The following is a 17,027-nucleotide window of genomic DNA, read 5'->3' as shown; positions in this document are numbered from 1 at the left end:
CGAATGACCACATTTTACGCGGAACGAAATACAAGCTTAGACCAGGATGAACAGAGTGTTATGCCAGCAGGGTATGCCGCTTCGTCTATTATCTATTTATAACTCCCACTTAAGGAATACTATGCATATTCGAAAAGGATTAAGCACCGACCTCGCCCGTCTTGAATGTTGTGATTTTTCTTTTACGGTCGATGAGATTGCCAGAGAGCCTTTTCTCAATGGTGATTTGCATATCGAGGCGCTAACCGATCCTTATCATAAAACCTATGAACTGGATCTCCAGACGCTGGAAAATCATTGCGTTAATCCCGATTCAATATTTCTTATCGCCGAAACGGATGACGGTGAAATCGCCGGTTTTATTACCGCGTCCTGCAACTGGAATAAATTTATTTCGGTGGATTACATTGCCGTGGAGCGTTCAAAACGCCGAACGGGCGCGGCGCACAAGCTGATGTCTGCCACCCACGTCTGGGCGCGAAGCCTCAATGCGCCCGGCTTACGGCTGGAGACGCAGAACGTTAATGTTTCTGCCTGCCTTTTCTATCGTCACTATGGATTTATTCTGGGCGGTTACGATCGTTACCTTTACAACGCCCTGCCGGAAAAAGATGAGGTCGCCCTTTTCTGGTATTACATGCTGGCTTGAGAAAATATTTTATATCCGCCACTGGAATATAGATTTGTCTGAATTTGTCAATTTTGCCCGCTTACGTTTAATTAACGACTAATCTTGGAATTCACTATTAAGGAGGCCGGTATGTCTACAGGAAATAATCACACGCTGCATTACCCTCGTCCACCGTTTGCAGAACAACCGCAAAGGGCTCCCGGGCTGGCATCGGAAATGAAGCCAATACCGGATCATGGTGAAACAAGTTATATCGGGTCAGGAAAACTGGCAGGAAAAAAAGCGCTGATTACCGGCGGTGATTCCGGCATTGGTCGCGCGGTAGCCATCGCCTATGCCCGTGAAGGTGCAGATGTCGCTATTGGCTATCTGCCGGAAGAGGAGTCCGATGCGGCATCGGTCATTGCGCTGATTCAGGCCGAAGGCCGTAAAGCGGTCGCCATTCCCGGCGACATTCGCGTGGAGTCCTTCTGCGACACGCTGGTGGAAAAAGCCGTTGCCGAACTGGGCGGCCTGGATATCCTGGTGAATAACGCCGGACGCCAGCAGTACTGTGAATCTATCGACGATCTCACCACGGCAGATTTTGACGCGACGTTTAAGACCAACGTCTATGCCCCCTTCTGGATCACCAAAGCTGCGCTGCGCCATTTGCAGGAAGGTGCCGTGATCATCAACACCACTTCCGTTCAGGCGTTTAAACCGAGCGCGATCCTGGTGGACTATGCGCAGACCAAAGCCTGTAACGTGGCCTTTACCAAGTCTCTGGCCCAGCAGCTGGGACCGCGTGGTATTCGGGTAAATGCCGTCGCGCCAGGTCCATACTGGACGCCTCTTCAGTCCAGCGGCGGTCAGCCTCAGTCTAAAGTTCAGAAGTTCGGGGAAGATACGCCCCTGGGGAGACCGGGTCAGCCGGTTGAAATCGCACCGCTGTATGTGCTGTTTGCCTCCGATTCCTGCTCATACGCTTCCGGGCAGGTGTGGTGCTCTGATGGCGGTACCGGCGTGCTGTAAAGCATCCTCTCAGACCTATCCATTTCATGGATAGGTCACATTCACTCCCCTGCTGTTCTCAAAAATCGCAGTTGAACTATGATGAACTTACTATTGAGGAGCCCATCATGTTTACTGTGAAAAAACTTGTGATATCAACCCTGTTGACCGGTTCAGTTTTATTCTTTCCAGCGATCCACGCGGTGGCCAGCGTTCCGCAACATGTGGTGAAACAGCAGGCTGGCGGCTACAGCGTTCAGGTTGGCGACACGATTATCACCGCCTTTACGGACGGCAGCGTGCCGCAGGATCTGCACGCCTTACTGCGCCGGACGACGGCGGAAAATACCGATGCGTTACTGGCCAAAAACTTCCAGGCCAATCCGGTGGAAGCATCGATTAACGCGTTTTATATCGCTTTGCCCGGTCACAAAATCCTGGTGGATACCGGTTCCGGTCAGCTCTTTGGCCCCGGCAAAGGCGGGCGGCTAATTGAAAGCCTGGCGACCCAGGGCATCAAACCCGAAGATATTACCGATGTTCTAATCACCCATGCGCACTCCGATCACGCCGGTGGTCTGGTCAAAGACGGTCAGCGCGTGTTTACCCACGCGCAGGTCTATGTCGGCAAACCGGATATCGATTTCTTCTTTAACGTCGAGAACCAGAAAAAATCGGGCTATGACCAGAACTACTTCGATGTCGCGCACAAGACATTAAAGCCTTATCTGGATGCCGGAAAAGTGAAGACTTTCTCAGGCACCGAACAGCTTCTGCCGGGCATCAGCGGTACGGTTCACCCGGGCCACACCCCAGGTTCCGCGTTTTACACGCTGGAGAGCAAAGCTGAAAAAATTACCTTTGTCGGCGACATCATCCACGTCGCCGCAGTTCAGTTCCCGCAGCCCAACGTGACGATTGCTTACGATGAGGATCAGGACGGCGCCGCCCGGGTGCGCAACGCAGCTTTCGCTGAGTTTGTGAAAAACAAAGATCTGATTGCGGCGCCACATCTGCCTTTCCCCGGGATCGGCTATGTGACGAAAGGTGAGCGGGAAGGCTATGCGTGGGTCCCGGTGACCTATACCAACCGTGACGCAAAATAAGATGTCCCCCTCCGATATGGATATGGACCTGATCCTGACGCTGGATGCGTTACTCAGGGACCAGAATATCACCCATGCGGCCGCGCGGCTGGGCATCAGCCAGCCAGCAATGTCTGCCCGCCTGGCACGCCTGCGCGTGTTGTTTGGTGAGCCGCTGTTTGTCCCTTCCCCACACGGACGTGGGGTGTTACCGACGCCGCGCGCCGAAGCGTTAAGGCCGCAGGTCGCGACGGTTTTGCAGGGCATAGCGGCGATGCTTGAACCCACCACGTTCAACGCGCAGAACAGCAACCGCACCTTTGTTATTGCCCTGCACGAAAACCCGGCGCTAATGCTGGGGGCAGAGTTGCAGAATCAGATTAGCAGTGCGGCACCAGGTATCCGCCTGCGTTTTGCGCTCCCGGAAACCCAGCTGCTGTCAGCGCAGATGGAAAATGGCGATGTGGATATTTATATCGGCGTTAACGCGGGGGCGCACGATGCATGGGTCAGACGCAAACTTTTTGACGATGAATATGCCACAGCCCAGCGGAAAGGCCATCCGCGCGGTACGGGGCCGGTGGATCTGGAAAGCTATTGTAGTCTTTCACACCTGGTGGTTTCATCCGAGGGCGACCCGTTCGCGGGCTTTGTCGATCAGCATCTGGCGGGGCTTGGCCACCAGCGTAACGTGGTGATGTCGACGCAAAGCTATGCGATGGCGCCTGCGATTGTTGCCGGTACCGATTTGCTCTGCACCCTACCCAGACGCATGTTGCTACGCTTTACGCAAACGCTTGATATTTTTCCGCCACCGCTGGATCTCCCGCCGATCGTCATCGGTATGTACTGGCACCCGAAAAACAGTCAGGATCCGGCTAATCGCTGGCTGCGAGAACAGCTTCTTCAGGCCGCCGGACGTCAGGTATGATCGAGGATACTCAGCAATTTTTTCAGCACCTCAGAGCGAATAATCCGGTGGCAAACCAGCGTCAGCTCGCTCTCCCGGAGTCGGTCAAGAATATCCACAAAGACGACATTTTGTACGCATATCGCCTTCGCTGAAGCTGGCAGCATGGCGATACCAAACCCTGCCGAGACAAGGCTTATCACCGTGGGGACATCGGTGGCATTTTGCACAACGTCAGGCTGTATGCCAGCGCTGTGGCAGGCATCATAGAAATATTGCTCCAGCCCCATCCCCTCCGGGTCGCGCAGGGCGATCCACTTCTCCTCTTTCACCGACGCAAGCGTCAGCGCGGCGGAGCCCGCCAGACTGTGTTGACGAGGTAAGGCCAGCACGGCTTTTTCCGTTGTAAAAGGACGGCTTTGCAGATCGTCAGGCAGCAGCGGTAACGGGGCACGAATAATGGCCACATCCAGCTGGTTGCTTTGCACGCCGGTATAAAGGGTTTGCACGTTTCCCGTCATCATGGAAAGGCTGATGGCTGGCCATTTCTCATGTAAAAGCCGCAGCGCGTCGGGCAGCTTACTGTCGAATATCGCGCTTGAAACGCATCCGAGATTCAGCACGCCCTGTTCCCCTCTGGCCGTCTGTCTGGCATCCAGAATCGCCTGATCGGTCATAAAAATCGCCACTCTGGCTTTACTGAGAAACGCCTCACCGGCTGGCGTCAGCGTCAGGCGACGATTCGCCCGGCTAAAGAGCACTACCCCCAGACGATCTTCAAGCGTTTTGATTTGCTGGCTTAGTGCCGGTTGCGCCATGTTAAGGAGCTCCGCCGCACGATGCATGTGAAGCTCTTCCGCCACCACGATAAAATTGCGCATCAGTCGAAACTGCATACTGTGCCTTCATTATTGATAATAAAATTCATATTAAAATAGCACAAATGATGCAATTGATAGCCTTCTTCGTCCGGTTAAGAATGGATGCAATCATCCGAGGGGGAAAATATGGAAAACCACATCAACGATCTCAGAAGTGCTATCGAACTGCTTAAACGCCATGAAGGTCAATACCTTGAAACCAGCCATCCGGTCGATCCTGACGCGGAGCTGGCGGGTGTGTACCGGCACATTGGTGCTGGCGGCACGGTAAAACGTCCGACGCGCATCGGCCCGGCCATGATGTTTAACGCTATTAAGGGGTATCCCGACTCCCGTATTCTGGTCGGTATGCACGCCAGCCGCGAGCGGGCGGCGCTCCTGTTGGGCTGCGAGCCCTCTGAACTGGCAAAACATGTCGGCCAGGCCGTGAAAAACCCGATTGCTCCCGTTGTGGTCCCGGCTGCCCAGGCGCCGTGTCAGGAGCAGGTGTTTTATGCCGACGATCCGGACTTCGATCTGCGTAAATTGCTTCCGGCACCGACCAACACGCCGATAGATGCCGGTCCGTTCTTCTGTCTGGGGCTGGTGCTGGCAAGCGATCCGGAAGACGCCTCGCTGACCGATGTCACTATTCACCGTCTTTGCGTTCAGGAGCGCGATGAGCTTTCCATGTTCCTTGCCGCGGGCCGCCATATTGAAGTGTTCCGTAAGAAAGCCGAAGAGGCGGGCAAACCCTTGCCGGTCACGATCAATATGGGTCTCGATCCCGCTATCTATATTGGCGCCTGTTTCGAAGCCCCTACCACGCCCTTCGGCTACAACGAGCTGGGTGTCGCCGGCGCGTTACGTCAGGCCCCCGTCGAGCTGGTGCAGGGTGTGGCCGTAAATGAAAAAGCGATTGCGCGGGCGGAAATAATCATCGAAGGCGAACTGCTGCCGGGCGTTCGTGTAGAAGAAGATCAGCATACCCACACCGGGCACGCGATGCCGGAATTTCCCGGCTACTGCGGGGAGGCTAACCCCTCCTTACCGGTAATCAAAGTGAAGGCCGTCACGATGCGTCATCAGGCGATCCTGCAAACCCTGGTAGGACCGGGCGAAGAGCACACCACGCTGGCCGGTTTGCCAACGGAGGCCAGCATCCGGAATGCGGTGGAAGAAGCCATCCCCGGTTTCCTGCAAAACGTCTATGCGCATACCGCTGGCGGGGGCAAATTCCTTGGGGTATTGCAGGTGAAAAAACGCCAGCCTTCTGACGAAGGGCGTCAGGGTCAGGCGGCCCTCATCGCGTTAGCCACCTATTCCGAGCTTAAGAACATTATTCTCGTCGACGAAGACGTGGATATTTTCGACAGCGACGACATTTTGTGGGCGATGACGACCCGTATGCAGGGCGATGTCAGCATCACCCATCTGCCGGGGATCCGCGGTCACCAGCTCGATCCGTCTCAGGCACCGGACTACAGTCCCTCCATTCGTGGCAACGGGATCACCTGCAAAACGATTTTCGACTGTACGGTGCCCTGGGCGCTAAAATCCCGCTTTGAGCGTGCGCCCTTTATGGAGGTAGACCCGACGCCGTGGGCACCTGAACTGTTTAAAAAATAGTATTAACCGGAAATCCTCTTCACCCTTTACGGGTGAAGAACCTCACGCTGAAATTGCCGCGTCCCCTGCTTTCTTGTAACCTTTGAGCGTTTATCACATCCCCATAAAAAATGAGACTACCGGACGCCTATGACAGCACATATTTCCAACGATCCTTTGCATGGCGTAACGCTTGAAATGCAGGTTAACGCGCTGGTTGCGCGATATGGCTGGAATGAACTGGGCAACCGAATCAAAATCAACTGTTTTCGCAAGGACCCGAGTGTAAAATCGAGTCTGAAGTTCCTGCGCCGGACCCCATGGGCGCGGGCGGAAGTTGAAGCCCTCTACCTCGACTCCCTTCACGATGACGGTAACGAGGAACAGGACGAACCGGCGTTTAATCCCTGGACGGATGGCCGGACACCCAGGAGCTAACACGCAAATGATGCGACACGTAAAACGGACTGGCGCGCTGCTTGGCTGCGCGCTTTTACTGGTAAGTTGCACTTCCAAACCACCCAAATCACTCGTTACCCCGCTGCCGCAGGCGAAACCTGTACAGCAGACTAACGAACCCATGCGCGGGATCTGGCTGGCGACCGTCTCCCGTCTCGACTGGCCCCCCGTGTCATCGGTGAATGGCCGCAGCGCGGACCAGCGTATCGCCCAGCAACAGAAGGCGCTGACGGACAAGCTCGATAAGCTGAAAAAGCTTGGGATCAACACCGTCTTCTTTCAGGTAAAACCGGACAGTACGGCGCTGTGGGCCTCTGAAATACTGCCGTGGTCAGATACCCTGACCGGGACTATCGGGGAAGACCCCGGTTACGATCCGCTCCAGTTTATGCTGGATGAAGCGCACAAGCGCGGGATGAAGGTTCACGCCTGGTTCAACCCTTACCGCGTCTCCACCAACACGAAGCCGTCGACCATCGCGGCGCTTAACCGTACCTCGTCGCTTCATCCCTCCAGCGTCTACGTCCAGCATCCGGAGTGGCTCCGCACATCGGGGGATCGTTTTGTTCTCGACCCGGGCATTCCCGAGGTGCGGGACTGGATAACCCAGGTGGTGATGGAAGTGGTGAATCGCTACCCTGTCGACGGCGTTCAATTCGATGACTATTTTTACACCGAGACGCCGGGCTCAACCCTGAACGATGCCTGGACCTTCAGGCGCTACGGCGAGGGATTTGCGTCGAAAGCTGACTGGCGTCGGCACAATACGCAGCAGCTGATTGTGCAGGTATCAAGGGCGATCAAGCAGGCAAAGCCTGAGGTTGAATTTGGCGTCAGCCCGGCGGGAGTCTGGCGCAACCGCTCCTTCGACCCGGCAGGATCGGACACGCGCGGTGCCGCAGCCTACGATGAATCCTACGCCGATACGCGAAAATGGGTACAGCAGGGTTTACTGGATTACATTGCGCCGCAGATCTACTGGCCCTTCGCCCGCGACGCGGCACGATACGATGTGCTGACAAAATGGTGGGCTGACGTGGTGAAACCGACCCATACCCGCCTGTATATCGGGATCGCGTTCTACAAAGTGGGCGCGCCTTCCAGAAACGAACCGGACTGGACGGTGAACGGCGGCGTACCGGAGCTGAAAAAACAGCTCGACCTCAACGATTCACTGCCAGACGTAAAAGGCACCATCCTGTTCCGTGAAGACTATCTTAACCAGCCGCAGACGCAGGAGGCCGTAAATTACCTCCGGGGGCGCTGGGGTAGTTGACTGACAAAAGGCAGAAACGTCCTGTTTCTGCCTTTTTTTACGGCTTCGGCCCGAACATCGCCTCAAGCTGTTTTGCGTCTGGCATGCCCACGACCTGCTGCAGTTCGTTTTGCTCATTCAGGTAATAAATAGCCGGTGTGGCATTCGCGCCGAGACTGTCCATAAGCGTCTGGTGATTTTGCAGGATCTCAACGGTTTCCCGTGAAGCCGCCCCTTCAGGTTTAGGCAGCTTTTTACCGCCGGACAGCTCGTACTCTTTCCAGGCCGACACCGGATCTTTGGCATTCAGGATCGCGGAGGCGTTACGCCCGCTGTTCGGGTTAAGAAACGCAACCAGCAGCGTGTTGAGCTGGACCTTGCCGGCCTTCACCCACGGCTGCGCTTCAGCCCAGAACTGCTTGCAGTACGGGCAGAACGGGTCGGCAAAAACAAAGACTTTGCGCGGGGCGCTCTCCGCGCCCTCTTTCAGCGGATGCGCCGCATTGAGCTTTTTCCACATCTCGCGGCCCATCGGGGCGTAGATCTCTTTCTGGAAAAAGGCCTCGCTGAGGTTGGTTCCCTTCTCATCATACAGATAGCCAGACACCACGTGCTTTCCGTCAGGGGTCAGAAAGAGCGTCACGCCCATGTCCTGATACTGCCCCAGCCACGCTGGCGCGCCGCCGGGGGCATCAATTTTCTTAATGATTTTGATATCCTGCTGCTCACTGAAGTGCTTTACCACATCCGGAAGCGACTCCTCTGCCCTGACCAGCCCTGAAAACAGCAGAGCAGAGAGTAACAGCATCTTTTTCTTTGCTAACAGTTGAAGCATAACGACCCCTCTAAGATATTGTTTTTCAGAGTGGTCGAACTTTATTGCCCTGTCAACGCTTCATAAATATCCTTGAGGCGACTACGCAAAAATCGCACGGCTTTGTGTTTGCGGGATAATAACGCCTGCACGCTGTCGCCCGTTTCCTCCGCCAGCGCCTTCATGGTGTATCCTTCAAATTCCGTTTTTTCAAACACCTCGCGCTGTGGTGGCGGCAGTTCCGACAGGGCTTGCCCCAACTCTTCCCACAGCAGCATGTTGAGATACTCCTCCTCCGGGGTTTGCGGTACGCCGAATAACGTTTCTGCAATCTCCTGCTCCGGAAAGTCCTCGTCATCTGCCGTCAGGTACCCCGGCAGTGAAACCTCATGCTTTTTTCGCGCCCGGTCGATCATCTCATTTCGCGCGGCGCGAAACAGCCAGGCGGCGACGTTCTCCACCGGTTGTTCCACTTTCATCAACTGCCAGGTCACTTCCTGAAGAATATCATCGACATCATCACGAACCGCAGTCCGTCCGCGAATGAAGGCTTTTAGCCGTGCGCGGCAGGCATTGAGTGCCGAGATCAGTAATGATTCCCCCGCCTCACCGGCTTTCATATCGCTCACTCGGCTTCCGGCGCTTTCGCAGCGTTATCATCTCGCTTCTCATCCCGGTCATCGTGCCACCGGCAATGACCATGACGCCCAAATCCCGCCCGACGCTGCTGAATGAAGGCTTCACGTTGTTCGGGGGTCATATTCATCCATTGTGCGTGCATACGGCGGTGTGCACCGAACATGCCTGGACGAAAACCCAGCCCACCGAAAAGAATGCGGCTCAGCAGCAGGATCCCCAGCGCCTGCAAGAAGCCAATGGCTTTAACCCCCAGGATGGCCGGGAGCAACGCGTTCCACAGGGACATGACCAGCAGGCCAAGCACCACGAACAGGACTGCGCCTATCACGATGCCCTTGTACATACGATGGCGGCCCAAACCACGCCCGTGACCTTTTCCGTGCATATCAAAATTTCTCATGTGTACCTCGTTTATGTTGAATGATTATGGTCTCTGATGAGGTAGACGGATGAGGAACAGAAATATTGCCGGGGAAAGATAAAATTTATGTGATAGCGGCTTTGTACGGATAACAGTAATGGCTGAAGGAGATTGTGCAGCGGCTGCATGCAGACATTAAAAAAAGGCTCCAACAGGAGCCTTCCTCATTTAATCACGCAATTGCCGGCAGACGAAAACTCGAAATACTCTGCGACAGCTGCTGCGCCTGCTCCTCCAGCGAGGCCGCGGCTGCGGCGGATTGCTGCACCAGCGCCGCGTTCTGCTGGGTCACACCGTCCATCTCCGTTACGGCCTGCCCAACCTGACCAATTCCACGGCTCTGCTCTTCTGAGGCAACCGAAATCTGTTCCATCAGCGTATGCACTTTATTCACAGAGCTGATAATAGAATCAATCACCTCTCCCGAACGATTCACCAGTTCCGCACCGTTTTTCACGCTGGAAACAGACTGGGCGATAAGGCTTTCGATATCCTTCGCCGCCACCGCGCTTTTCTGGGCCAGGGTGCGCACTTCACTTGCCACCACGGCAAATCCTCGCCCCTGTGTACCGGCACGCGCCGCTTCAACGGCCGCGTTCAGCGCCAGAATATTAGTCTGGAAAGCAATACTGTTGATGACACTGGTGATGTCCTCAATACGCTTCGAGTTGGACGCGATAGTATTCATCGTTTCGATGACTTCACGGGTTACCGCTTCACCGGTATGGGCATTTTTCACGGCATCCTGCACCAGCTTACCGGCCTGGAACACGTTATCGGTGTTATTCGCCACCGTCGCGCTCAGCTCTTCCATGCTGGCGGCCGTCTGGGTCAGGGCAGAAGCCTGTTGCTCGGTACGGGAGGCCAGGTCGATATTGCCGGAAGCAATTTCCTGCGCCGCATGCGTTACGGTGTGGCTGGCATCGCGCACCTGAGAAATGGTGGAGAGCAGCGCCTGGCGCATCTGCTCCATCGAGGACATCAGGTGATCGATTTCATTCCCGGAATCACGCTTGATCGGTACCGGTACGTCCAGCTTCCCGGCCGCAATCTGTCGACAGTGCTCGCGCGCCAGGTTCACTGGCGCAAAGACCACGCGTTTCATCAGCAGGCTGACGATGAGGATCACCACCACGAACAGCACCGCAATGCAGGCGATAATAACCAGACCCGACACAAAATTATGGCTCGCATCCTCGTTCAGCGTTTTGGCGTACTTCTGGTGAACGGAGAGAACCTGATCGAGCACAATTTCATATTGGCGATCGAGTTGAGACACCACGGGAATAAGAGCGTTGAACCGCGACACATCGTGAGCGGCGGCAGCGGCAATCAGCGGTGCCAGTCCCTGGTTACGGTAGTTTTGCCACGCCTCCTGGTAGGCAGTGACCAGCGGGGCTTCGTCCTGCAAACGCGGCGAGGCCATAAACGCCGAAAATGCACTATCGGCTTTGGTCAGCGCCTCTTTAACCGAGGCCAGTTTCGCAGACGAGTCGGTGGCGTCCCCCGCTTCCACCATTTTTACATACTCCATAACCCTGACGCGCAGGGTTCGGCTATGGTTAATGGGATCAATAATGGACAGGACTACCTGAATTTCTTTGTTCACATTATCCAGCGAAGTATTACTTTTAATGATGAGCCCAACGCTGGTGATGGTGCTGGCCACAAAGAAGAAAAGCAGAGAAAACAGGATAATCAGGGATGATTTTTTCAACGACATAACACACCTCAGGGATTTAATTTCCCTTTGGTTATCGGCTGAATACGATCTTTAATTAATTAAAGTTATTGATATATCCGTCAGACGTTACCCTGTCACTCCACGGCCTTGTACCGCCGTTGCAGTGTGGCATCCAGTTTACGCTGGATCGGCTCCGGCGTTTCCCCTTCAATCAGTTTGCCAATCAGATCAAAGCAGTGCCAGGCGAGCTGACGGTTATCCTGTCGAACGGTATCGACAGGAATGGTCAGAGAATCATAGAGATAGTGATCGTCAAAGCTGGCCAGACGCATATCGCTTTGCAGCAGATTATGTTGCCCCATATAGCGCAACACCCCTTCCAGCAGACCGCAGGCGGCGGTAAAAAGGGCTTTTGGCGGGCGGCCCAGGCGCGCGCAAAGTTCGGCAAACATTTCGTAGCCGGAGCTCGGATGGTAATTACCATGAATAATCCACTCCGGACGTAGCTCGACGCCAGCGTCACGCAGCCCCTGCTTAAACCCTTCCAGACGGTCACGCGTCGGGGAAAGCCGCGGCTGGCCGCCGAGGAAGTAGAACTCATCCGGATGCTGGCGCGCAATGTCGGCCACCAGCGTGGCGGTCGGGGTAATTGAATCGGTGAGGACCAGCGGCAGAGAACTGTCGTTCATATGACGGTCAAAGAGCACAACGGGCAACTGCTCGCTCAGCTTTTGATAATCCGCGTCGTTGAGCATGCTGGAGGCGACAATCAGCCCGTCCACCTGCCGGGCCACCATGTTATTGACCACCACCGTCTCCTGGCCCGGATTTTCATCGCTACAGGAGATCAGCAGTTGAACACCCGCCTCGCGGCAGAGGGTCTCCAGCTCATGAGAAAAAACGGCAAACCCGTAGTTGGTGATTTCCGGCACCACCAGACCAATGGTGTGGCTGCGGTTGTCCCGCAGCGAACGGGCGTGAATACTGGGCTGATAATGATGTTCTTTGGCAATCGCCAGCACACGCTCGCGTGTCTCCTCCGCCACCCGAAGCTCTTTGCTGCGGCCGTTCAGAACCAGACTGGCGGTGGCTTTTGATACCCCCGCCAGCTCCGCGATATCTTTAATGGTGACGCGTTTTGTTTTTCTCACAACGACTTAGATCCGGCTGCCAAAACCCCTATTCTATCATGCAGCTGCGCAGCGACCAGTAGCGTAATGTGATGTCGGACGCACCTTCGAAGCGAACCTGGGCCGGATGGTCAGGAAAATAGCGGCTGCTCATGACGCCTTCACCGTGATTGATGAAAATTTCGACGCTGGAACGGTCACACAGCACGCGTAAATGATGAACAGAGCCCTGCCAGTAGCGGGTCAACGTCTCTCCGGTTTCCAGGCTGGCGCGTTCCAGACGGCTTCCCGCATCATCCACAATCAGCCGCAACGTGCCGGCAAAATCCACGTTTACGCACGATGCGCTCAGTTCGAACTCAAGACGCGTTCCCTCCAGCACCGGGGCATCGCTGGCGCGTCCCTGCCAGTGATGTTCATCCTCGCGCAGCGTTTCCAGCTCTCGGACCGGCGTTTGCCAGAGCTTACCGTCGCGGTAGCGCAGCTCGCGCGGACAGGTCATCTGGTGGATCCAGCCGTGCACCCGTGTAGGCTGGAGCATCTCTTCGCCGTCCGGCACGCCCATCCAGCCGATGAGGATGCGGCGGCCGTCTTCTGCCACCGTGGTTTGCGGCGCGTAAAATTCGAAACCGGCATCAAGCTCATGCAATTCGTCGTGCGCAAATGCAGGCGTTTGATAATCAAATGCCCCACTCATCCAGACGGCCGGATAGGTGTTGAGATAGCGATGCGGTTCGCGCGCCAGCCCCTGTGGGCAGCAGATTAAGACGTGTGTGCCATCAAGCGCAAACAGATCCGGGCACTCCCACATATAGCCCGCGTCCGTGAGCCCATTGACGCCGTGACCGGCGATTTCGCCGCAGGACGCCCAGGTGTGCAAATCGGCTGACGTAAACAGCAGCACCTTGCCGCGCTTATGCTGATCCTGCGCCCCGAGCACCATGTACCACTGCCCGTCATGGCGCCACACTTTCGGGTCGCGGACGTGCCCGGTATACCCGTCCGGCAGGGGCAACACCGGTCCCAGTTTGGCAAACGTGCCGTCGTCATTTTGCACCGCCAGACACTGCCAGGCGGTGCGGCCGCCATCGTCAAACTTAACGTTGCCGGTATAGCACAGGGTCAGCACGCCGTTGTTATCCACGGCGCTGCCGGAGTAACAGCCATTGCGGTCATACTCTTCGTCAGGCATCAGCGCCATTGGCTCGTGCTGCCAGTGCACCAGATCTGCTGAGCTCCAGTGTCCCCAGCACTTGTAGCGATGATCGCAGCCCAGCGGGTTCCACTGATAAAACAGATGGTAACGTCCGGCAAACCAGATAAAGCCGTTCGGATCGTTCATCAGCCCCGTCACCGGCGCAGGATGCCACTGCGGATAGTGGCTGTCCGCTTGCGCACGCGGCTGGCCTTGCATAACGGCCTGCAACACGGCAGGCCAGCGGGAAGGTAAGGTCATTATTCAGAGTCCGTTTTATATTTCAGCAGCAGAGAGACGGTGAACGCCACGCCAAAGGCAATCACCATGCCGATAATATAGTTGAGCAGCGAGCTGGCCTGAACGATCGCCATACCGGGAAGCGCCGTCAGGCCAACGGCGGTCATGTAGACATGCACCGACACCACCCAGGCACCGCCCGCCGCACCACCGATCAGCGCCGCGATAAACGGTTTCACGAAACGCAGGTTGATGCCAAAAATTGCCGCTTCGGTGATGCCCAGCATCGCGGAAAACGCCGACGGTAAGGTAATGGCTTTGATTTTGGCATCACGGGTTTTGAACCACACCGCCAGACATGCCCCGCCCTGCGCCACGTTCGCCATCGCCCAGATCGGCAGCAGGAAGTTCACGCCAATCGACGGGTTACCCAGCAGTCCGGCCTCAATAGCGTGGAAGCTGTGGTGAATGCCGGTAATGACAATCACCGAATAGAGCCCACCAAACAACAGCCCGGCCAGCCAGCCCGCGTGGGCAATCAGGGTGCTAAGAATAAAGGAGATCCCGTCGCCCAGCGCGCGTCCCGCCGGGCCAATAATCAACAGCGCGATAAAGCCGGAGATAATGACGGTCAGGAACGGCGTCAGGATCAGATCTAACGCATCCGGGATCGCCCGGCGAAGCTGTTTTTCCACAATGCTCATAAACCACACCGCCAGCAGTACCGGGAAGACGGTTCCCTGATAGCCAATCATGGCGATTTCAAGACCGAAGAAGTTCATGGTGTGGAAGCCGGACGCTACGCCCCAGGCGTTGGTCAGCGCCGGATGAGTCAGGATGCCGCCGAGCGTTGCGCCCAGATACGGGTTGCCGCCAAACTCCCGCGCGGCGGTGAAGCCAATCAGGATCGGCAGAATAATAAACGCCGCCGAGCTGCACATATCCAGCATGATATAGAGCGCGTTATCCGGATTAACCCAGCCGTAGGTTTTAACCATCCCGAGCAGGCCCATCAGCAGACCCGAGGCCACGATCGCCGGAATAATCGGCACGAAGATGTTGGAGAGCAGACGCGCGATGCGCTGGAACGGGTTCAGCTTGCGGGCTGCAATATCCGCCGCTTCCGATTTACTGGACTCGCTAATCCCTGCCGCCTGAATAAACGCGGTGTAAACCTTATTCACCACCCCGGTGCCGAAGATCACCTGCATCTGCCCGGCATTTCGAAAACAGCCTTTCACGCCTTCAACCTTGCCGATAGCCTGCTGGTCGGCAAGCGCATCATCGACCAGCACCAGACGAAGGCGCGTGGCGCAATGTGCCGCGCTGGCAATGTTCTCTTTGCCACCGAGCAGCGGAATCAGCTCGCGCGCAATATGATTAAAATCCATAGATACCTCTTCCTGACCTCTTTTTATGATGTTCGAAACGCCCCCGCAATGCGGGAGCGTGAAGGGTTAAAACCAGGTTTCCATCTGCACCCCAAAGTTCCATTCTCCACCCGCGTTGAAGCCGCTGCTGCCAAAGGCGTCATCGCTGGCGTAGTTATCCAGCTTGCTGCTCCAGTCCATCCAGGTGGCGAACAGGCGCAGCTCCGGACGGCTGAAGAAATCGCCAATCTTGCCCGCCTTTAACGTCGGGGCAAAGGTCAGCTTGTAGAAGCTACCGTTAACCGCATTGCGATCCTTGTAGCCTTCCGGGTTTAAATCCATGTATTGATAGCTGCCCTCGAACGCGAGGGCGAAATTCTGGGTCACCTCTTTGATCAGACGCGTATTGAGCGTGACCCACTCATAGCTGTCGCCCTTCACGTAGCGGTCCTTACTGCTTTGCGCGAGTACGGCGGGCGCAATGTGCCAGCCACCGCCCAGCGGCGTGACACCGTAACTTGCAAAACGCCAGGTATCGGCTTCTGACAGCAATGCGCCGTCTGCACCAATGCTTTTCACCTCGGCCCCCAGACCGTGGCCGTAAAGCAGCGCCGTTTTGGCGGAACCTTCCCGCAGGCCGTAGAAGCTCTCGTTATGCAGACCCACCAACGCATGCACCCCGTTATTCGCCGCGTCGGTTTTAATCGGATCGCCGTTGCTGTCCTTACGGTCGTCATTATCTTTTGCCCGTAAGCCGCTGACCATCAACTGCACCGGCCCGGCGAAGTGGTTCATGCTTAAGATGTAGTTCTGGACGTTGTTGTCGATCTCCTCTTCGCTGCCAAAATTACGGCCATAAAGGGAGAAGTTACTGCGCAGCGTATCGTTCCACTTCACGTCGTAGACGCCGCCGCCGGTCCCGGCGAGAAATACCACGTCGGAATCCAGCCAGTGAATGTCGAAGTTGTCGCGGTCAAAACGCTTACCCGCCCAGAAGGTGCTGCCTTTCAGCGCGCCGGTAACGTCCGGCAAAGTGCCCAGCTCGGCAAAGGCCTGACGAATGTTCAGGTCGCTGCTGTCTGCCGACCAGTCGTTATAGGTTTTCTGACCGTCGGCCAGCATCGCCTTAAAGCGCGTCGTCGCGCCATTTTCCAGCATCTGTTTGTGCTCAACATTCAGCTCAACGTAGGTATCCGCTTCGTTCCCCAGACGCCCGATGGCCCCACCCGTTTCCCCGGCGGGTGTTAGATAAGGACCGCTTTTGCTGCTGGAGGCCGCGTCGTTCATCAGCAGCCCGGAACGGGCGTAACCGTGAAACTCAAAACCGCCTGTCCGATCGGCTTTCTCTTCCAGCGCAGTGGTACGTTGCGCCACCGCCTGTGTGGAGGTTTGCGCTTCCTGCTGCGCAGCCACCAGTTGCTGCGTTTTCTGTTCCGCTGCCGTGGCGCGTTTTTCAGCAACCTGCGCACGGGTTTCCGCCTCCTGCAAACGCTGCTCCAGCGCTGCCAGGCGCGCTTCGATACGGGTCATATCCGTCTGGGCAAAAACAGAGGTACTGCCGGCCAGCATGCCTATCATCACGGCAAGTCTGCGTTTTTTATACATTTTGTCGCATCCCTAATAACTATCGGTAAAAGTGCTAAATTGCTAAACCGCTTTAGGTGAGTGATACTAAACCGTTAAATTTTGAATCGGCAACGTTTTTTGCTAAACCGTTTTAGTAAGTGTGATCG

16 protein-coding genes are annotated in these 17,027 nt (G+C 56.0%); 7 read left to right on the top strand and 9 right to left on the bottom strand.

Going from position 1 to position 17,027, the window contains the following annotated elements; genetic code table 11:
* Positions 1 to 121: 121 nt before the first annotated feature.
* The 4 genes from ACOT0L_RS08850 (at position 122) to ACOT0L_RS08835 (ending at position 3,640) form a co-directional block, all read left to right on the top strand.
* Positions 122 to 649, top strand: a complete 528-nt coding sequence (locus tag ACOT0L_RS08850; RefSeq protein ID WP_022648161.1) for a GNAT family N-acetyltransferase — start codon at positions 122 to 124, stop codon at positions 647 to 649.
* A gap of 111 nt (positions 650 to 760) precedes the next feature.
* Positions 761 to 1,645 carry an SDR family oxidoreductase gene (locus tag ACOT0L_RS08845; protein ID WP_022648162.1) on the top strand — a complete coding sequence of 295 codons (885 nt, stop codon included), beginning with the start codon at positions 761 to 763 and terminating at the stop codon, positions 1,643 to 1,645.
* A 107-nt stretch (positions 1,646 to 1,752) separates the two neighbouring features.
* The gene (locus ACOT0L_RS08840; protein WP_126503000.1) at positions 1,753 to 2,730 is read left to right on the top strand and encodes an MBL fold metallo-hydrolase; all 978 of its coding nucleotides are present in this window, start codon (positions 1,753 to 1,755) and stop codon (positions 2,728 to 2,730) included.
* 1 nt (position 2,731) lies between these two features.
* Entirely contained in the window at positions 2,732 to 3,640 is a 909-nt protein-coding gene (locus ACOT0L_RS08835; RefSeq protein WP_045622684.1) for a LysR family transcriptional regulator, read from the top strand.
* Here ACOT0L_RS08835 and ACOT0L_RS08830 read toward each other — a convergent pair.
* Positions 3,631 to 4,515 (bottom strand): LysR substrate-binding domain-containing protein, encoded by an 885-nt coding sequence (locus ACOT0L_RS08830; RefSeq protein WP_126502999.1) that lies wholly within the window; start codon positions 4,513 to 4,515, stop codon positions 3,631 to 3,633. The genes ACOT0L_RS08835 and ACOT0L_RS08830 overlap by 10 nt on opposite strands.
* Positions 4,516 to 4,626: 111 nt before the next feature.
* Here ACOT0L_RS08830 and ACOT0L_RS08825 point away from each other — a divergent pair, with 111 nt between their 5' ends.
* The 3 genes from ACOT0L_RS08825 (at position 4,627) to ACOT0L_RS08815 (ending at position 7,822) form a co-directional block, all read left to right on the top strand.
* Positions 4,627 to 6,108, top strand: coding sequence for a UbiD family decarboxylase (locus tag ACOT0L_RS08825; protein ID WP_023300147.1), 1,482 nt, complete (start codon positions 4,627 to 4,629; stop codon positions 6,106 to 6,108).
* Positions 6,109 to 6,237: 129 nt separating this feature from the next.
* A complete protein-coding gene (locus tag ACOT0L_RS08820) occupies positions 6,238 to 6,525 on the top strand; it encodes a VF530 family DNA-binding protein (protein ID WP_023300148.1) in 288 nt (95 codons plus the stop codon).
* Between the two features lie 7 nt (positions 6,526 to 6,532).
* Positions 6,533 to 7,822 carry a glycoside hydrolase family 10 protein gene (locus ACOT0L_RS08815; RefSeq protein WP_038416078.1) on the top strand — a complete coding sequence of 430 codons (1,290 nt, stop codon included), beginning with the start codon at positions 6,533 to 6,535 and terminating at the stop codon, positions 7,820 to 7,822.
* Between the two features lie 37 nt (positions 7,823 to 7,859).
* Here ACOT0L_RS08815 and dsbG read toward each other — a convergent pair whose 3' ends face one another.
* The 8 genes from dsbG to ACOT0L_RS08775 form a co-directional block, all read right to left on the bottom strand.
* Positions 7,860 to 8,636, bottom strand: coding sequence for a thiol:disulfide interchange protein DsbG (dsbG, locus tag ACOT0L_RS08810; RefSeq protein ID WP_022648169.1), 777 nt, complete (start codon positions 8,634 to 8,636; stop codon positions 7,860 to 7,862).
* 41 nt (positions 8,637 to 8,677) lie between these two features.
* Positions 8,678 to 9,235 (bottom strand): RNA polymerase sigma factor, encoded by a 558-nt coding sequence (locus ACOT0L_RS08805; protein WP_022648170.1) that lies wholly within the window; start codon positions 9,233 to 9,235, stop codon positions 8,678 to 8,680.
* A 5-nt stretch (positions 9,236 to 9,240) separates the two neighbouring features.
* Positions 9,241 to 9,654: a hypothetical protein gene (locus tag ACOT0L_RS08800; RefSeq protein ID WP_058677846.1), complete on the bottom strand. Its 414-nt coding sequence runs from the start codon at positions 9,652 to 9,654 to the stop codon at positions 9,241 to 9,243.
* A 193-nt stretch (positions 9,655 to 9,847) separates the two neighbouring features.
* Positions 9,848 to 11,398 carry a methyl-accepting chemotaxis protein gene (locus ACOT0L_RS08795; RefSeq protein ID WP_126502998.1) on the bottom strand — a complete coding sequence of 517 codons (1,551 nt, stop codon included), beginning with the start codon at positions 11,396 to 11,398 and terminating at the stop codon, positions 9,848 to 9,850.
* Positions 11,399 to 11,493: 95 nt separating this feature from the next.
* Positions 11,494 to 12,510 carry a LacI family DNA-binding transcriptional regulator gene (locus ACOT0L_RS08790; RefSeq protein ID WP_017693400.1) on the bottom strand — a complete coding sequence of 339 codons (1,017 nt, stop codon included), beginning with the start codon at positions 12,508 to 12,510 and terminating at the stop codon, positions 11,494 to 11,496.
* 28 nt (positions 12,511 to 12,538) lie between these two features.
* Positions 12,539 to 13,945 (bottom strand): sucrose-6-phosphate hydrolase, encoded by a 1,407-nt coding sequence (locus ACOT0L_RS08785; RefSeq protein ID WP_126502997.1) that lies wholly within the window; start codon positions 13,943 to 13,945, stop codon positions 12,539 to 12,541.
* On the bottom strand, positions 13,945 to 15,315 hold the full coding sequence (locus ACOT0L_RS08780) for a sucrose-specific PTS transporter subunit IIBC (protein WP_038416083.1): 1,371 nt from the start codon (positions 15,313 to 15,315) through the stop codon (positions 13,945 to 13,947). Before ACOT0L_RS08780 ends, ACOT0L_RS08785 begins: the two co-directional genes overlap by 1 nt.
* A 66-nt stretch (positions 15,316 to 15,381) precedes the next feature.
* The gene (locus ACOT0L_RS08775; RefSeq protein ID WP_126502996.1) at positions 15,382 to 16,899 is read right to left on the bottom strand and encodes a carbohydrate porin; all 1,518 of its coding nucleotides are present in this window, start codon (positions 16,897 to 16,899) and stop codon (positions 15,382 to 15,384) included.
* Positions 16,900 to 17,027 lie beyond the last annotated feature (128 nt).

It is taken from the genome of Enterobacter cloacae complex sp. XAL002 (assembly GCF_049236805.1).
GTDB lineage: Bacteria > Pseudomonadota > Gammaproteobacteria > Enterobacterales > Enterobacteriaceae > Enterobacter > Enterobacter intestinihominis.
This window is presented reverse-complemented; position numbering and strand designations above follow the sequence as displayed.